Source organism: Streptomyces sp. NPDC086835, assembly GCF_044745705.1.
Taxonomy (GTDB): domain Bacteria; phylum Actinomycetota; class Actinomycetes; order Streptomycetales; family Streptomycetaceae; genus Streptomyces.
In genome coordinates this window covers 373,250-389,158 of the sequence record NZ_JBIVAU010000003.1, presented here as the reverse complement: position 1 = coordinate 389,158, position 15,909 = coordinate 373,250, and the positions used below count along the sequence as shown (strand labels likewise).

Below are 15,909 nucleotides of genomic sequence, written 5' to 3'. Positions count from 1 at the left end.
GCCACTGAGTTGGAGGCACTGGATATGGTCCGCACTGTGGTCCCTGCGGTGTTGACGATTGTCCTCATGGCAATCGGCTTGTTGCACTTCATCTGGGCGTTCTCCCCCTGGCCGATGAAGGATGCAATCACGTTCACCAAGACGATCGGTGGCAGCGACGACGGCGAGATGCCGCCGGGACCGAGCACCGTTCTGGTGGGTCTGGCACTGGTCGGTGGCGCTGTGCTCACTCTCATGGTCAATGAGTCCATCCCGGCGATCGGCCCGGACTGGCTGCGGTTGGTGGGCATGTACGGCCTGACGGTGGTTCTGCTCGCCCGTGGCCTGGGTGGGTACTTCATGAACTCCGGAGCCGCCAGCGAATTCCAGCGCTTGAACACTTTCCTGTACTCGCCGTTGTGTGTGGCACTCGCCGCCCTGAGCGGAACTGTCGCGGTAGCCGCGAGCAGGCGTTGATCTCGATCTTGTATGAGAGCCCCGTCAGTTGGCCGGCGCCCTTTTCATTCGTTTGTGGCTCGGATTTCTGTGGGTGGGCAGGCTGTCGGCCAACCCAACGCGACAGCCGGTCCCACAACACGTCCGCACCCTCACCCAACAGGCCGAAACGGACCGCCAGGTGAACCGACAGGCCGTCACGAATGATCGAGGCGAGGGCTTCGCTTCAAGGTGACGGCGGCCTGCCAGGCCCCGTACACCTCGGCAATGTCCCGCCACGGACTGCCCGTGCGAGTGCACCACGCCACCCCGTTGAACTGGTCCCGCAGTCGCTGCGGGTGGGGACCGCGCTCCCCGATCAGGAGGAACGGCTCGACCAACTCTCACTCACCACCGCTCAGCTCGCCACACGTCATACCGGTCCTCTACCCGGCCGCACCCCTCTCACGGGAGCAGACCGCGACCCTGACCATCAGAACTCAGAACAGGCCCTAACCTGCTCCGCGTGCCCGACGACACCACGCGAGCGAAACGCGACGACACACCCGAGGAGTCCCGGCGGACACGCCTGAGCCGGATTTTCGACGAGGACGCGGAGTTGTACGACCGGGCCAGGCCCGGATATCCGACGGAGCTGTACGACGACCTCGCCGAACTCGCGGGTGTCCGCACCGGCAGCCGCGTACTGGAGGTCGGCTGCGGGACCGGTCAGGCGACGGTGCCGCCGGCCGCGCGGGGCTGCCGGATCACGGCCGTCGAGGCGGGATCGCGCATGGCCACGATCGCCCGTCGCAACCTGGCCGGGGCCTCGGCGGTGGAGGTGGTGACCGCGGACTTCGAGAGCTGGCCGCTGCCTGAGGAACCGTTCGACGCGGTCGTCTCGGCGACGGCGTTCCACTGGATCGACCCGGCGGTGCGGATGGCCAAGGCCGCCGACGCGCTGCGCCCGGGCGGGGCGCTCGCCGTGGTGCGCAGCCAGCATGTGACGGGCGGCACCGAGGAGTTCTTCGTCAAGGTCCAGCGCTGCTACGAGCGCTTCGACCCGGCCACGCCGCCCGGGCTGCGGCCTCCTGCGGCTGCCGACATCGACGGCTCCGACCATGCCGAGGAGGTCGCGCGGAGCGGCCGGTTCGGCCCCACGGTCTTCCGCCGCTACGAGCAGGACCTCACGTACGCCACGTCGGAATACCTGGAACTGCTGCGGACCTACTCCGGCCACCGCGCTCTTCCGGAAGCCGCCAGGAAAGGGCTCCTGGAGTGCGTCGCCGGGCTGATCGACGGGGAGTACGGCGGCCGGGTGACCAAGCGACATCTCATCGAGCTGGGGGTGTCCCCCGGTCGGTGACGCCGCTCGGCGCGCCGCGGTGAGCGACCCGGAACTCGGTCGACGAAGTGGCGCAGGCGCCCGGGTAAGCGTGCAGGTGTCGGACCGCAGGCTACGAACGCGACCGGCGGACGCCGGCTCCAAGCCCTGGTACGACGGCTGCGGGCACCACCCGTGGCCCGCGGCCCCGCGCCGGCGGTCATATGGCGCGCTCGTGGCCCTCCCAGTACGGCTCCCGCAGACGCCGCTTGTAGAGCTTGCCGTTGGGATCGCGTGGCATGGAGGCGACGAAGTCCACCGATCTGGGGCGCTTGTAGGGGGCCAGGTGCCGTGCGCAGTGGGTGAGGATCTCGGCGGCGAGGGCGTCGCCCGGCGGGTGGCCGTCCGCCGGTTCCACCACGGCCTTGACCTCCTCGCCGCGGTCGGCGTGCGGGACGCCGAAGGCCGCCGCGTCGGCGACGGCGGGGTGGGTGAGCAGCGCCGCCTCGATCTCGGCCGGATAGATGTTCACCCCGCCCGAGATGATCATGTCGATCTTGCGGTCGCGCAGGAAGAGGTAACCGTCCTCGTCGAGGTGGCCGAGATCGCCGACCGTGAAGAAGTCGCCGATGCGGTTGCTCCGCGTCTTGGCCTCGTCCCGGTGGTAGCTGAAGCCGCCGGTCGTCATCTTCATGTACACCGTGCCGAGTTCCCCCGGCGGCAGCCGGTTGCCTTCGTCGTCGAAGACGGCCAGCTCACTGATCGGCCAGGCCCTGCCGACCGTGCCGGGCCTCTTGAGCCATTCGTCGGCCGTCGCGAACGCGCCGCCGCCCTCGCTGGCCGCGTAGTACTCCTCCACACAGCCGCCCCACCAGTCGATCATGGCCCGTTTGACGTGCTCGGGGCAGGGCGCCGCCCCGTGGACGGCGTGCCGCATCGACGAGACGTCGTAGCGCCGCTTCACGTCCTGCGGCAGGGCGAGCAGGCGGTGGAACTGGGTCGGCACCATGTGGGTGTGCGTGCACCGGTGCGTGTCGATGAGACGCAGCATCTCCTCGGGCGTCCACTTGTCCATCAGTACGAGAGGGTGCCCGATGTGCAGGGCCGCGCCCGCGAACTGCAGCACCGCCGTGTGGTACAGCGGCGAGCAGACGAGATGCACGTTCCCGTCGTGGGGCCGGATGCCGAAGATGCCGAGGAAGCCGCCGAGGTGGCTCTCCTCCGGGAGCCTGCCGGGCAGTGGCCGCCGGACGCCGCGCGGACGGCCGGTGGTGCCGGAGGTGTAGTTCATGACCCAGCCGAGCGTGCGGTCCTGCGGCGGCGTGTCCGGCTGTCCCCCGAGGAGCTCCTCGTAGGGGCGGAAACCGGCCACGTCGCCGACGGAGTAGCGGTGAGTGAGGGGCAGGTCCGCCTCGTCGGCGGCGTCGGCCGCCGCGTCGGCGAAGCGTTCGTGGGTGAGGAGCACCTTGGCGCCGGAGTCGGAGACGATCCACGCGATCTCGGAGCCGACGAGGTGGTGGTTGACGGGGACGAGGTAGAAACCCGCCTGGGCGGCGGCGAGATAGGCGGCGACGAGTTCCGCGCAGTTCGGCAGGACGACGGCGAACGCGTCCCCGCGTTCGAGGCCCGCCGCGCGCAGCCCGTGCACCAGACGGTTCGCGGCGGCATGCAGCTCGCCCGCCGTCCAGCTCCTGCCGGCCGGATCGGTCAGTACGGTCCGGCCGGGGTCGGCGGCGGCCTGCGCCCAGAAGCCGTTCCCCGCCGGCACGGAAGCGTCTACGGGTGCATCGGTCATGACGCGCTCCTTCCGGCGATACGGTTGATGCGGTCGACGGCCTGCTCGAAGCCGCGGGTCAGGTCGTCGAAGACCTCCCGCACACTGCGCTCGCAGTTCATGCGGCCGACGATCTGGCCCACGGGGGTGCCCAGCAGCGGCCCGACCTCGTACCGCTGGATGCGGGAGACCGCCTCCGCCACGAGCAGTCCCTGGAGCGGCATGGGCAGGGTGCCGGGGCCGGCCGGGTCGTCCCAGGCGTCCGTCCAAGCGGTGCGCAGCTGGCGGGCGGGCTTGCCGGTGAGGGCGCGGGAGCGGACGGTGTCGCCGGAGCCCGCGGCCAGCAGTTTCGCGGTGAGGGCGCGGGATCCGAGAGTGGCCTCCGTGGTGGTGAGCCACAGGGAGCCGAGCCAGACGCCCTGGGCGCCGAGCGCGAGGCCCGCGGCGATCTGTTCGCCGCTTCCGATGCCTCCGGCCGCGAGGACCGGCAAGGGGCCGACCGCGTCGACGACTTCGGGGGTGAGCACCATGGAGGCGATCTCACCGGTGTGGCCGCCGGCCTCGTACCCCTGAGCGACGACCACGTCGATGCCCGCCTCGGCGTGGCGGCGGGCATGAGCGGCGCTGCCGGCGAGGGCGGCGACGAGGACTCCGTGGTCGTGAGCGCGTGCGACGACGTCGGCGGGTGGCGGGCCGAGGGCGTTGGCGAGCAGTTTGACGGGATGGTCGAAGGCGACATCGAGCTGGCTGCGGGCCACCTGCTCCATCCAGCCGGTGATGCGCCATCCGGAGGCCTCGCCTTCGGCCAGTTCGGGTACGCCGTGCCGGGCAAGGGTGTCGGTCACGAACCTGCGGTGCGTCTCGGGGATCATCGCCTCGACGTCCGCCTCGCTCACGCCCTCGACCTTCTTGGCGGGCATGACGACGTCGAGCCCGTAGGGCAGGCCGCCGGTGTGCTCCTGCATCCAGTCGAGGTCACGTCTCAGGTCTTCCGGCGCGGTGTAGCGGACCGCGCCGAGTACGCCGAAGCCCCCGGCACGGCTGATGGCGGCGGCCACCGCGGGGAACGGGGTGAAGCCGAAGATGGCGTGCTCGATGCCCAGTTGTCTGCTCAGCTCCGTCTCCATGGGCGCAGGATGCCGCAGAGCGGCGGACGAGGGAAGACATTTTCTGATGCAGCGTCAGATTCTTGGGAGTGGTTGACAGACACCGAGGACCGCAAGAAAGTTTCACGTGTCGCGGAAGATCCGAAAGATACTTTCAAAGACGCGCAGAGAGGGGTCCGTATGACCGACGACTCGGCGGGCAGAGGGATCAGTAGACGGAGGCTGGGCGGCGGAGTGCTGACGCTGGGCGGTGCACTCGCCCTTGGGCCGGTCCCCTTCGCGGCCGCTGCCGGGCAGGGCGGAGGCTCGGGCGCCGGCGGGACGGGCCCGGGCAGCGGCTCGGGACACCGGCCGACGCTGCGGCGCGGCACTCCGCAGCGGGCCGGGCTGCTGGCCCGTCATCTCGACCAACTGGTCTCGGACGCCGAGAAGTTCCTCGCCCCCTCCCCCAAGCACCCGTGGTACGCGGGTGCGGTGCTGCTCGCCGGGCGGGGCGGGACGGTGGCGCTGCACCGGGCGATCGGCAAGGCACTGCGCTACTCGGCGTACGACGAGAAGACCGACACGGCCGTCGAGCTCCCGGCCGACCAGCAGATCCCCATGGCCGAGGACACGGTCTTCGACCTGGCGTCCGTCTCCAAGCTCTTCACGTCCGTCCTGGCGGTGCAGCAGATCGAGCGGGGCACGCTGGAGCTGGAGGCCCCGGTCGCCTCCTACCTGCCGCGCTTCGCCGGTGCGGGCAAGCAGGACATCACGGTGCGTCAGCTGCTCACGCACACCTCCGGCTTTCGTTCCTGGATCCCGCTGTTCAGGGAGCCGACGCAGGAGGCCCGGCTCGAGCGGCTGTGGAACGAGGCCCCGGCGAACCCGCCCGGCACCGCGTACCTCTACTCCGACCTCAACCTGATCTCGCTCCAACTCGTGCTGGAGAAGATCACCGGTCGCCCGCTGGATGCGCTGCTCCACGACGAGATCACTGCTCCGCTCGGGATGCACCGCACCCGTTTCAATCCGCCGGCCTCCTGGAAGCCGAAGATCGCGGCCACCGAGGACGCCAGGCTCCCCTGGTCCGGGCTCGACCGCGGCCTGGTGTGGGGCGAGGTCCACGACGAGAACGCGTACAGCTTCGGCGGCGTCGCCGGTCACGCCGGCGTCTTCTCCTGCGCCTGGGACCTGGCGGTCCTCGCCCGCACGCTGCTGAACGGCGGTGTCTACGGCAGCTCCCGGATCCTGCGCCCGGCCTCCGTCGAGCTGGTGTTCTCCGACTTCAACACCGCCTTCCCCGGCGACGAGCACGGCCTGGGCTTCGAGCTCTACCAGCACTGGTACATGGGCGCGATGGCGACACCGCGGACCGCCGGGCACACCGGCTTCACCGGCACCAGCCTTGTCCTCGACCCGACCACCGACTCGTTCCTGATCGTGCTCGGCAACTCCGTCCACCCCGTCCGCAGCTGGCGATCCGGCAGCGCGCCCCGGGTCGCCGCGGCCAACAACATGGCCAGGGCCGTCGCCGTCCGTCCCGACCACGGCCGCACCGCCTGGTTCGCCGGCATGACCGGCTCCACCGCGGCGACCCTCACTCTGCCCACACTCGCGCTCGCCTCGGCCAGGCCCCTGCTGCGGTGCTCGCTGTGGTGGGACACCGAACCGCGCTCCGACGCGCTGTACCTCGAGGCGTCACAGGACGAGGGGGTGACCTGGCGGCCGGTCCCGTTCACGGCGGCCCGCAAGGGCGGCGAGGAGGTACCCCACCCGGCCGGCTCGGCGACCGGCTGGTCCGGCCGGGCATGGCACCGGATCACCGCGGACCTGACGGCGTGGCGGGGCTCACCGGTACGGTTGCGCTGGCGGTACGCGACCGACCAGCTCTACGTCGGCCGGGGCGCCTACGTCGACGCGATCCGCATCGAGGACGGCCCGGGCCCGGCCGCCTTCGACGAGGCACGCCCCGAGGACGCCGCCCTGATCGAGCCCAAGGGCTGGACGGCGTCCAGGGACTGACGACCACTCACGGAACCGGAACCGGCGCCCGCCCGGCACGGGGCGCCGGCACCCGGTCCGGAGCGCGCGGCCGAGCCCGGCCGGGGACCTCGACGGAACCGGCACCGGCACACGAGCCGCGCCGACACCCGGGACCGGCGCGCGGCCGAGCCCGGTAAGCAGCCGGCCGTACCGGACCGCCACAACCCGGCGCGGCCCGCCACGCGTGTCGCGCCGGCACCCGGGACCGGGACCAGCGCGCGGCCGCGCTCGGGCGCGGCTGCCCGTACGCGACCGGCCCCGGCGTATGCCCGCGCCGAACCCGAACCCGAGCCCAGCACCGGACCGGCGGGCGCGGGCACCGGACCGGCGGGCGCGGGCACCGGACCGGCGTACTCCCGCGGCCCAAGCGCCCGGCGCGGGCGCCGTCCGAGTGGCCGGCGTCAGCGCCCCAGCGCGGCCATCGCGGCGTTGTGTCCCGGCACGCCGCTGACTCCGCCGCCGCGGACGGCGCCCGCGCCGCACAACAGGACGTTGGCGTGCGCGGTCTCCACACCCCACCGTCCCGTGGCGCCGGTGCCGGTGGTGTACGGCCAGGACAGGTCACGGTGGAAGATGTGGCCGCCGGGCAGCCGCAGTTCCCGCTCCAGGTCCAGCGGTGTCTTGGCCTCGATGCACGGTTCGCCGTTCGCGTCGAACGCGAGGCACTCGGCGATCGGCTCCGCCAGGTACTCGTCCAGTTCGGCGAGCGTCGCGGTCAGCAACTCCGCACGCGTCCGTTCGTTGTCCTGGGCGAACAGCCTCGCGGGGGTGTGCAGTCCGAAGAGCGTCAGTGTGTGGCAGCCCTGGGCCGCGAGTTCCGGCGAGAGGATCGACGGATCGGTCAGCGAATGGCAGTAGATCTCGGACGGCGGAGCGCTCGGCAGCCGCCCCGCGGCGGCCTCCTGGTAGGCGGTGGCCAGTTGAGCGTAGCCCTCGGAGACGTGGAACGTGCCGGAGAAGGCGTCCTCGGGGGCCACGGAGCTGTCCCGCAGCCGCGGCAGCCGCCGCAGCAGCATGTTGATCTTCAGCTGCGCGCCCTCCGCCGGTTCCGGGCTCTCCTCTCCGAGGAGCGCGGCGAGCGCCTGCGGCGAGGCGTTCACCAGGACCCGGCGGGCGGCGACCGCGCCCTCGCCCGCGCGGTTCCGGTAGGCGACCTCGGCGCGCTCGCCGTCGGTGTCGATCCGGGTGACCTCGTGTTCGAGCGCGAACTCGGCACCCGCGTCGCGTGCCGCGGCGGCCAGCGCGTCGGTGAGCGCGCCCATTCCGCCGACGGGCACGTCCCAGTCGCCGGTGCCGCCGCCGATGACGTGATAGAGGAAGCAGCGGTTCTGCACCAGCGACGGGTCGTGGGCATCGGCGAACGTGCCGATGAGGGCGTCGGTGAGGACGACCCCGCGGACCAGGTCGTCGGTGAACCGCTTCTCGATCGCGGCGCCGATCGGCTCCTCGAAGAGCATCCGCCAGGCCTGCTCGTCGTCGACCCGCTTCCGTAGTTCGTCCCTTGTGGGCAGCGGCTCCGTCAGCGTCGGGAAGACGCGCTGGGCGACCTGGCCGGTGATGCCGTAGAACTCGCGCCACGCCGTGTACTCGCGGTCCCCGCCGGTGAGGGCCCCGAAGGACTCCCTGGTCCGGGCGCCGCCCACCAGCAGGCCGCCGTCGCCCTTGGGCGTGTAGGAGGAGACGGTGCGCTTACGCACGGTGAAGTCCAGCCGCAGGTCGCGCACGATCTTGTCGGGCAGCAGCGAGACGAGATAGGAGAACTGGGACAGGCGGGCGTCGACACCGGGGAACGGACGGGTGGAGACGGCCGCTCCCCCGGTGTGCGGCCGGCGCTCCAGCAGCAGGACGGAGCGCCCGGCGCGGGCCAGATAGGCGGCGGCGACCAGGCCGTTGTGGCCGCCGCCCACGATGACGGCGTCGTACGAGGCGAGTGCGGGCATGGGCGGACACTAACCGCCGGGCGCCCGCTCCGTCACCGTCCCGCGCAGCGCGGCGACGCGCCGGTACAGCTCCACGGCCTCGGTGTGGCGGCCCAGCTGCTCCAGGCAGTGCGCCTCGTCGTTCCTGCTGGAGAGGGCGTCGGGGTGCTCGGGGCCGAGGACCCGCTCGCGTTCCTGCGCGACCTGCACGTAGACGCCGAGCGCTTCGGCCCAGCGGGCCAGCCAGCCGAGCGCCACGGCCACCTCGCGCCGGCTCACCAGCGTGTCGGGGTGGCCGGGACCGAGGACCCGCTCGCGCAGGTCGCTCACTTCGCGCGCCTCGGCGAGGGCCTCCTCCCAGCGGCCGAGCCGGCCGAGATTGACGCCGAGTCCGTGGCGCGCGCGGAGGGTCTCCGGGTCGTCGGGCCCGCATACGCGGGTGCGGTCCTCGACGAGGGAGCGGTAGAGGTCCAGGGCCTCCGCGCCGCGGCCGAGCCGGCCGAGGCAGATTCCGGTCTCGTAGCGGGCCGCGAGGGTGTCCGGATGATCGGGGCCGAGGGTCGCGGCGCGGGCCGCGGCGACGTCCTGGTAGGTGGCGAGCGCCTCCGCCCAGCGGCCCATCAGTCCGAGTGCGTAGGCCATCTCGTAGCGGGTGACCAGGGTGTCGCGGTGGGTGTCGCCGAGCACGCGGGCGCGGGCCGCCGCCACATCGCCGGCGATCCGGAAGGAGTCCTCGATCCGGCCCATCCGGCTCAGGTTGAAGGCGAGGTTGTGCCGGCAGCGCAGGGTGTCCGGGTGATCGGCCCCCATGGTGCGCTCGCGGGACTCGAGGACGGCCGCGTAGATCCTGTCGGCCTCGGCGTACCGGCCGAGGCCGCCGAGCACGTACGCCGTCTCCTGACGGGCGGCGAGCGTGTCGGGATGGTCGGGGCCGAGGGCGCGCTCGCGGCCGGCGGCGACCCGTCCGAACTCCTCGAGCGCGTCCGTGGCGTGGCCGGTGCGGCTGAGGCTGAAGCCGATCTCGTAGCGGCTGGACAGGGTGTCGGGATGGTCGGCGCCCAGCAGCGCCTCGCGTTCCGTGGCCACCGCGCGGTGCACCTCCCCCGCCTCCTCCCACCGGCCGAGGCGGCCCAGGCTCAGTCCCGCGTTGTGCCGGGTGGCGAGGACGGCGAGCAGCTCGGGCGGCGGAGTGGGCCGCGTGGGGCCCTGGGCGGGCACGCGGACACCGGTGTGCGCAGCGGCGGGCACGGACGGGCTGGTCCACCGGCCGGTGAGCGTCGCCGTGTGGTCCTGCTCCGGCGCGATGGACGGCGCGGCGAAGGTGCCGGTCGCCTTGTGACCGACCGTCATGCCGCGGGTCCAGTAGGGCAGGGCGGCCTCCCGGGAGGCGTCGGGCAGGGCCTGGCGCTGGAGCGGGACGACGGCGGGGGCGTGCCGTGTGTGTCCGGACGCGCCGATCCTGCGCCGCAGGTCGCCCGCGGCGGCGGGCCGCTCCTCGGGCGTCTTGGCGAGCAGGTCGAGGACCATCAGGTCGAGGAACTCGGGGATCTCGTCGCGGTGTTCCCGCAGCGGCCGTGGCACGGTGTCGCGGTGCCCGACGAGGATCGACCAGGTGTCGCCGACGTCGAAGGGCGGGGATCCGGTGGCGAGCTCGTAGAGCACGCAGCCCAGCGAGTACAGGTCGCTGCGGTGGTCGACCTGGCCGCCGGCGATCTGCTCCGGTGACATGTAGTGCGGGGTGCCCATGGCGATGCCGGTGCCGGTGAGCTTGGACGTGAAGCCGATGTCCTCCCCGAGGCGCGCTATGCCGAAGTCGCAGATCTTCACCGCGCCGCCGGTGAGCCGCATGATGTTGGCGGGCTTGAGGTCCCGGTGCACGATGCCCTGTTCGTGGGTGTAGTCGAGGGCGTCGGCGATCTGGTCGGCGATGTCGACGACGTCGGTGACGGGCAGCGGCTGCTGCTTGTTGTCCTCGAGCAACTGGCTGAGGTTGCGTCCCTCGAGCAGCTCCATCACCAGGTACAGCACGCCCTCGTGCTCGCCGAAGTCGTGGACGACGGTCACGCCCCGGTGCTGGAGGGCGGCGGCGACGCGGGCCTCACGGCGGAAGCGTTCCCGAAGGATCCGCGTGAAGGACCGGTCGTGCTGGGACCCGATCGGCTTCAGGCACTTGACGGCCACATGACGGCCGAGGGATTCGTCGCGGGCCCGCCACACCTCGCCCATGCCGCCCCGCCCGATGAGATCGAGCAGTCGGTAGCGGCCCTGGATCAGCCTGGTTTCCGCCATCTCGTGCTGTCGCCCCCGTCACTTCGCTGCGCCCTCCCCGGCCGGTCCAGTATGACGGCCCGTCTGCGTAGTTTGTACGGGGCCGGGCGTGCGCCGGGCCCGAGTCGCGCCCTCGCCTTGAGAATGTGACCGGGCGGGAGTTGCCAGCGTATACGGGAGGGGACGCAGCGCAGCAGGTTGCCCGTGACGGTGAGGTGCCGTGTCACGCGGTCGGGGGGCGGGGCGGCTCTGCCGTACAGGGCGTGGGCGTACGGGGGCAGGGCGTTGTACGCGAGTGCCGACACCCGTTCCCAGGCCAGTCGTCGTGCCGGGACCAGGAGCGGATGGACGGGCGGGCGGCGGAGGAAGTCGTCGACGTCCAGGGCCTCCGGGCCGGCGGCGAGTTGCGGCCGGACCGTCTCGAAGTAGTCGGCCAGCTCTTCGGCGGTGGCGGGCACGGCAGCGGGGTCGAGTCCGACGAGGCGGGCGGCTTCCCGCTGTTCGCCGAGGTAGCGGTCGGCGTGCTCGTCGTCCAGCGGCAGCCCGGAGCGACGGGCGACCTCGAGGTAGGAGCCGACCTCCGCGCAGTGCACCCACAGCAGCAGTTCCGGTTCGTCCACGCCGTAGCGCTCCCCGGTGGCGGGGTCGGTGGCCTTCAGCCGGCTGTGGATCCGGCGGACGCGGGCGCCGGCCTTCTCGGCGGCGTCGGTGGTTCCGTAGGTGATGGTGCCGACGAAGTCCGCGGTGCGCAGCAGCCGGCCCCAGGCGTCCTCGCGGAAGTCCGAGTTCTGCATGACGCCACGGACCGCACGCGGATGCAGCGCCTGAAGGTAGAGCGCGCGCACACCGGCGATCCACATGATCGGGTCGCCGTGGATGTTCCAGGTCACGGAGCCGGGCCCGAACAGTCCGGGGTCGGCGGCCTGTCCTGGCGCCCTGCCCGCGGTCGTGTCAGGGATCTTCGGGGTCATGTCCCGGGTCATGGGTCACCCAGCTCCCTCGTCCGGCACTGCCGCTCGACGGTCACCTCGCAACCGCGGCCGAGTCGAACCATGGTAAGTGCGGCCGAGCCGAAAGGATCAATCCGGGTATTCAGGAACTTCTGACTCTAAGGTGGGGCAGCGTGAAGGGCCACCAGCGCGTACGGGACGACGAGGGGAGCGCAGTCCGGCTGATCGCACTGTCGGACGGCGTGTTCGCCATCGCCATGACATTGCTGGCGCTGGACATCGCACTGCCCGCCGGCCTGAACCCCGCCGATTTCGACGAGGCGCTGGCGGACGTGATGCCCAACGTGTGGGCGTACGCTCTCAGCTTTCTGGTCATCGCGGCATTCTGGCGGGGCCACCACCAGGTCTTCCGGTACGTGGAGAAGGTGGACGGGACGGTCATCTGGCTGGGACTGCTGGGCCTGGGGCTCATCGCCCTGATGCCCTTCCCCACCACCTTGCTGGCCGAGTACGGGGACCTGTCCCGGTCGGTGGCCGTCTACTCCGGCGCCGTGGCCGTCATGGGGGTCGCCCAACTCGCGCTGACGATCGCACTGTGGAAGCGCCCGTGGCTGTCCGGTACGGCGCTGCCCGACCGCGTCGCGCGCAACGACGTGGCCGATCTCGCGGCGACCGTGCTGGTCTTCGCCATCGCCGTGCCGCTGGCCTTCGTGTCCCCGACGGGCGCGAAGCTGTGGTGGGCGGTGCTGATCCCGGTCAAATGGGTGCTCGGCGAGCGGGGCAACCGCCTGCGCGCCGCCGCCCGCGACTCGGCTCCGGAGAGTACGTAACACGATCACGGTCACGAGCCTGGTCGACGCAGTGAGCCTGGGCGATCACCGATGTCGGTCGCTCCAGGCGCACGGTGACAACAGCAGGCGCACGAACCAGCGAGCGCTGAAGGAGCTGACATGGACACTGACCGAACCGCCGGGACCGGCGGACTGCACTGTCTGGTGACCGGTGCCTCCGGATACATCGGCGGGCGGTTGGTTCCGGAACTGCTGAAGGCCGGTCACCGGGTGCGATGTCTCGCCCGTACCCCGGGCAAGCTGCGTGACCACCCCTGGGCCGGAGCGGTGGAGGTGGTCAAGGGTGATGTCACCGACGCCGACTCGGTCGCCGCGGCGCTGCACGGCATCGACGTCGCGTACTACTTGGTGCACGCTCTGGGGACCGGCTCCGGGTTCGAGGAGACCGACCGTCGTGCGGCCGTCACCTTCGCCGAGCAGGCTCGTGCGGCCGGAGTACGGCGGGTCGTCTACCTCGGCGGACTCACGCCGCGCGGCGTTCCTGAGCGGGAGCTCTCCCCGCATCTGCGCTCGCGTGCCGAGGTCGGTCGGATCTTTCTCGACGCGCCCGTGCCCGCCACCGTGCTGCGGGCCGCCGTCGTCATCGGCTCCGGGTCGGCGTCCTTCGAGATGCTGCGCTACCTGACCGAACGGCTGCCGGTCATGGTCACGCCCAGCTGGGTGCGCACCCCGGTCCAGCCCATCGGGGTGCGCGACGTGCTGCGGTATCTCGTCGGCTCGGCCACCATGCCGGACGACGTGAACCGGGCCTTCGACATCGGCGGGCCGGACGTCCTGACCTATCGGGACATGATGCGCCGATACGCCGCCGTGGCCGGGCTGCGGCAACGGCTGATCGTGCCCGTGCCGGTCCTCAGTCCCGGTCTGTCCAGTCACTGGGTCGGCCTCGTCACACCGGTGCCCGCGTCCATCGCCCGGCCGCTGACGGAGTCGCTGCGCCACGAGGTCGTCTGCCGGGAGCACGACATCGCCCGCCACGTGCCCGACTCCCCCGGTCACCCACTGCCGTTCGACGAGGCCGTCGCCCTGGCGCTGCGGCGTGTCCGCGAAGCACAGGTCGCCACCCGCTGGTCGTCGGCCGACCTGCCCGGCGCTCCGAGCGATCCGCTGCCCACCGACCCGGACTGGGCCGGCGGCAGCCTGTACGTGGACGAACGGCAGCGGACGGTCGAGGCGTCCCGCCAGGCGCTGTGGAAGGTGATCGAAGGCATCGGCGGGGAGAACGGCTGGTACTCCTTCCCGCTCGCCTGGGCGGTGCGCGGCCGGCTGGACCGTTTCGTCGGCGGTGTGGGGCTGCGCCGCGGCCGTCGCGACGCCGAGCACCTGCGGGCCGGCGACTCGCTCGACTTCTGGCGGGTGGAGGAGATCGAGGCGGGGCGTCTGCTCCGCTTGCGTGCGGAGATGCGGCTGCCCGGCCTCGCCTGGCTCGAGATGTACGCCGAGGACGACGGCGAGGGCCGCACCCGCTACCGGCAGCGCGCCCTGTTCCACCCCCGCGGCCTCTTCGGTCACGCCTACTGGTGGAGCGTCTCGCCGTTCCACGCCGTGGTGTTCGGCGGCATGGCGCGCAACATCACCCGGGTCGCCGCCGAAGAGATGAGCGCCCGCGTGGAGAAGCCGCCCCCTTAAAAGGAGATCGCCGAATCCTCGGATAAAAGGAGATCGCCGAGTCCTCGGAACGCTTCGACAACCACTACGTCGACAGCCCGGTCCGGCGCGCCACCCTGGAGGCCTCGGCATGACCGACTCCATGGTCCACGTCCGCGTGGCCCGGCCTTCTCGCGACCTGGCTGCCGGCGCCACGTCCAGCTGCGCCCCGGCCGGCTCGCCGTGCCGCACCGGCAAGGGCAGGGTCGCGATCCAGTACCACGCCGCCCACTTCCGGCTGGTGCCCCAGCTCGGAAGACCCTCAACGTCCGACCCGCCGCGGGCGTCAGCCGGCTGGCAGTGCGCTGCACCTGGGGCCTGCGGGGCCGGCTACGGCAGGGGGACGCTGTGGGTGACTTCCGCGGTTCCACCAAGGCGGACGAGCGGGCCCGACGGGCTGTGCTGCGTGGTGGCGGTGATCGTGGCCGGCCTGCCCAGTGTGTCACCCATGTCGACGGTGATGTGGCTGATGTTCTGAGCAGCCAGGTGGGCTGCGAGACAGGCAGTGCTGTTGGCGTTGGCGATGTCTTCCATGACGCCGATCGACGGGGCGAACATGCGAGCCGCGAGGCGGCCGATGGGTGTCGGCACGGAGTAGACGTAACAGCCAAGGAAATCGAGACGGTCGCAGGCGGCACGGAGCCGTTCGTGGTCCGGGTCGAGGCTGGCGAGAGCGGACTGCGTAGACACGGGAACCAGCAACCGCGATCGCCCCACCGAGGCGACGCGGGCACCGGGAGCGAGAGTGCCGGAGGTGACGCCGAGTGCCGGCAGGAGGAGGTCGCGCTCGATCGCTGCAGGCTCGCGGAGGTCGACTGGACCAGGGTCGAAGGCAGCCCGGATGTACGTCTTCTCACGTATGGCCCAGCCGGTGAAGACACGCCCCGCCGCATGGAGGGTGGGCAGGTAGGGCCCGGTTCGTCGGGCCCAGTCGAGTGCCGGCGGGACGGCGACTTCGCGTAGTGCTTCTCGGACCTGTAGGCCTGGGCGAGCCGTCAGAAAGCGGGCGGCTCGTTCGCGAGGCGGGCCGCGAGGGCGTTCTTCGCGTCCGGCCACTCGGAGCGTGTAAGGCTGTAGAGCGCGGAGTCGCGGATCCAGCCGTCGCGCATCACCATGTGCTGGCGCAGGACCCCCTCCTGGGTGGCGCCGAGACGGGTGATTGCGGCCCTCGAAGTGCTGTTGCGGACGTCGGTGAGGAACTCGACGCGGTTCATGCCAAGCGTCTCGAAGGCGTGGGTGAGCATGAGCAGCTTCGCCTCGGTGTTGACGGCGGTGCGCTGCCAGGACCGGCCGAGGAACGTGAAGCCGATCTCCAGTCGGCGATGCGGCAGATTGATCTCCATGAACCGGGTCGACCCGGCGATACGCCCGCCGGCCAGGTCGACGGTCGCGTACGCGAGCTGGGTACCGGCGGCGTGAGCGGCGAGCGCGTCGTCGATGAAGGCACCCACGTCGCGGGGGTGGGGAACGAGTGTCACCTGAAGGTTCCACAACTCGCCGTCACGGATCGCCTCGCACAGGTCGTCGTGGTGACTGTGCGCGAGCGGTTCCAGCCGCACATGTGCGCCTGCCAGTGGTGCTGCTTCCCGGCCCATGCCCTACCCCCTTGGTGATCCGTGGCGGGTGTGACG

General features: G+C 71.7%; 13 protein-coding genes. 5 read left to right on the top strand and 8 right to left on the bottom strand.

Annotated features, from left to right (window positions below; all coding sequences use genetic code 11):
* Nucleotides 1–66: 66 nt before the first annotated feature.
* The gene (locus tag ACIPJI_RS13265; RefSeq protein WP_402246188.1) at nucleotides 67–456 is read left to right on the top strand and encodes a DUF3995 domain-containing protein; all 390 of its coding nucleotides are present in this window, start codon (nucleotides 67–69) and stop codon (nucleotides 454–456) included.
* 176 nt (nucleotides 457–632) lie between these two features.
* On the opposite strand, the gene ACIPJI_RS13260 is transcribed toward ACIPJI_RS13265, so the two are convergent.
* Nucleotides 633–815: a transposase gene (locus ACIPJI_RS13260; protein ID WP_402246186.1), complete on the bottom strand. Its 183-nt coding sequence runs from the start codon at nucleotides 813–815 to the stop codon at nucleotides 633–635.
* Nucleotides 816–940: 125 nt separating this feature from the next.
* On the opposite strand from ACIPJI_RS13260, the gene ACIPJI_RS13255 reads away from it, so the two are divergent.
* Entirely contained in the window at nucleotides 941–1,780 is an 840-nt protein-coding gene (locus ACIPJI_RS13255; RefSeq protein WP_402246184.1) for a class I SAM-dependent methyltransferase, read from the top strand.
* Nucleotides 1,781–1,958: 178 nt separating this feature from the next.
* Here ACIPJI_RS13255 and ACIPJI_RS13250 read toward each other — a convergent pair whose 3' ends face one another.
* Entirely contained in the window at nucleotides 1,959–3,533 is a 1,575-nt protein-coding gene (locus ACIPJI_RS13250; RefSeq protein WP_402246182.1) for an acyl-CoA synthetase, read from the bottom strand.
* Nucleotides 3,530–4,639 carry a nitronate monooxygenase family protein gene (locus ACIPJI_RS13245; protein ID WP_356621686.1) on the bottom strand — a complete coding sequence of 370 codons (1,110 nt, stop codon included), beginning with the start codon at nucleotides 4,637–4,639 and terminating at the stop codon, nucleotides 3,530–3,532. Before ACIPJI_RS13245 ends, ACIPJI_RS13250 begins: the two co-directional genes overlap by 4 nt.
* A gap of 159 nt (nucleotides 4,640–4,798) precedes the next feature.
* Here ACIPJI_RS13245 and ACIPJI_RS13240 point away from each other — a divergent pair, with 159 nt between their 5' ends.
* A complete protein-coding gene (locus ACIPJI_RS13240; RefSeq protein ID WP_402246180.1) occupies nucleotides 4,799–6,622 on the top strand; it encodes a serine hydrolase in 1,824 nt (607 codons plus the stop codon).
* A 422-nt stretch (nucleotides 6,623–7,044) separates the two neighbouring features.
* On the opposite strand, the gene ACIPJI_RS13235 is transcribed toward ACIPJI_RS13240, so the two are convergent.
* Genes ACIPJI_RS13235 through ACIPJI_RS13225 form a run of 3 tightly spaced genes read right to left on the bottom strand, consistent with a single transcriptional unit; the run spans nucleotide 7,045 to nucleotide 11,801 of the window.
* Entirely contained in the window at nucleotides 7,045–8,583 is a 1,539-nt protein-coding gene (locus tag ACIPJI_RS13235; RefSeq protein ID WP_402246178.1) for a phytoene desaturase family protein, read from the bottom strand.
* 9 nt (nucleotides 8,584–8,592) lie between these two features.
* The gene (locus ACIPJI_RS13230; protein ID WP_402246176.1) at nucleotides 8,593–10,851 is read right to left on the bottom strand and encodes a tetratricopeptide repeat protein; all 2,259 of its coding nucleotides are present in this window, start codon (nucleotides 10,849–10,851) and stop codon (nucleotides 8,593–8,595) included.
* Entirely contained in the window at nucleotides 10,833–11,801 is a 969-nt protein-coding gene (locus ACIPJI_RS13225; RefSeq protein ID WP_402246603.1) for an oxygenase MpaB family protein, read from the bottom strand. The genes ACIPJI_RS13230 and ACIPJI_RS13225 overlap by 19 nt, the downstream gene beginning before the upstream one ends.
* 152 nt (nucleotides 11,802–11,953) lie before the next feature.
* On the opposite strand from ACIPJI_RS13225, the gene ACIPJI_RS13220 reads away from it, so the two are divergent.
* Together ACIPJI_RS13220 and ACIPJI_RS13215 are read left to right on the top strand one after the other, a co-directional pair.
* Nucleotides 11,954–12,610 carry a TMEM175 family protein gene (locus ACIPJI_RS13220; RefSeq protein WP_356621690.1) on the top strand — a complete coding sequence of 219 codons (657 nt, stop codon included), beginning with the start codon at nucleotides 11,954–11,956 and terminating at the stop codon, nucleotides 12,608–12,610.
* Between the two features lie 120 nt (nucleotides 12,611–12,730).
* Nucleotides 12,731–14,260, top strand: a complete 1,530-nt coding sequence (locus tag ACIPJI_RS13215; protein WP_402246174.1) for an SDR family oxidoreductase — start codon at nucleotides 12,731–12,733, stop codon at nucleotides 14,258–14,260.
* A gap of 348 nt (nucleotides 14,261–14,608) precedes the next feature.
* Here ACIPJI_RS13215 and ACIPJI_RS13210 read toward each other — a convergent pair whose 3' ends face one another.
* Nucleotides 14,609–15,334, bottom strand: coding sequence for a PhzF family phenazine biosynthesis protein (locus ACIPJI_RS13210; protein WP_402246172.1), 726 nt, complete (start codon nucleotides 15,332–15,334; stop codon nucleotides 14,609–14,611).
* The gene (locus ACIPJI_RS13205; RefSeq protein WP_402246170.1) at nucleotides 15,274–15,873 is read right to left on the bottom strand and encodes a GNAT family N-acetyltransferase; all 600 of its coding nucleotides are present in this window, start codon (nucleotides 15,871–15,873) and stop codon (nucleotides 15,274–15,276) included. The genes ACIPJI_RS13210 and ACIPJI_RS13205 overlap by 61 nt, the downstream gene beginning before the upstream one ends.
* Nucleotides 15,874–15,909 lie beyond the last annotated feature (36 nt).

Bases quoted from the DNA above. Each gene is read 5' to 3' on its own strand.
- ACIPJI_RS13225 (WP_402246603.1), bottom strand. From the start codon at position 11,801: ATGACCCCGAAGATCCCTGACACGACCGCGGGCAGGGCGCCAGGACAG.
- ACIPJI_RS13265 (WP_402246188.1), top strand. From the start codon at position 67: ATGGCAATCGGCTTGTTGCACTTCATCTGGGCGTTCTCCCCCTGGCCG.
- ACIPJI_RS13235 (WP_402246178.1), bottom strand. From the start codon at position 8,583: ATGCCCGCACTCGCCTCGTACGACGCCGTCATCGTGGGCGGCGGCCAC.
- ACIPJI_RS13230 (WP_402246176.1), bottom strand. From the start codon at position 10,851: ATGGCGGAAACCAGGCTGATCCAGGGCCGCTACCGACTGCTCGATCTC.
- ACIPJI_RS13240 (WP_402246180.1), top strand. From the start codon at position 4,799: ATGACCGACGACTCGGCGGGCAGAGGGATCAGTAGACGGAGGCTGGGC.
- ACIPJI_RS13245 (WP_356621686.1), bottom strand. From the start codon at position 4,639: ATGGAGACGGAGCTGAGCAGACAACTGGGCATCGAGCACGCCATCTTC.
- ACIPJI_RS13250 (WP_402246182.1), bottom strand. From the start codon at position 3,533: ATGACCGATGCACCCGTAGACGCTTCCGTGCCGGCGGGGAACGGCTTC.
- ACIPJI_RS13205 (WP_402246170.1), bottom strand. From the start codon at position 15,873: ATGGGCCGGGAAGCAGCACCACTGGCAGGCGCACATGTGCGGCTGGAA.
- ACIPJI_RS13215 (WP_402246174.1), top strand. From the start codon at position 12,731: ATGGACACTGACCGAACCGCCGGGACCGGCGGACTGCACTGTCTGGTG.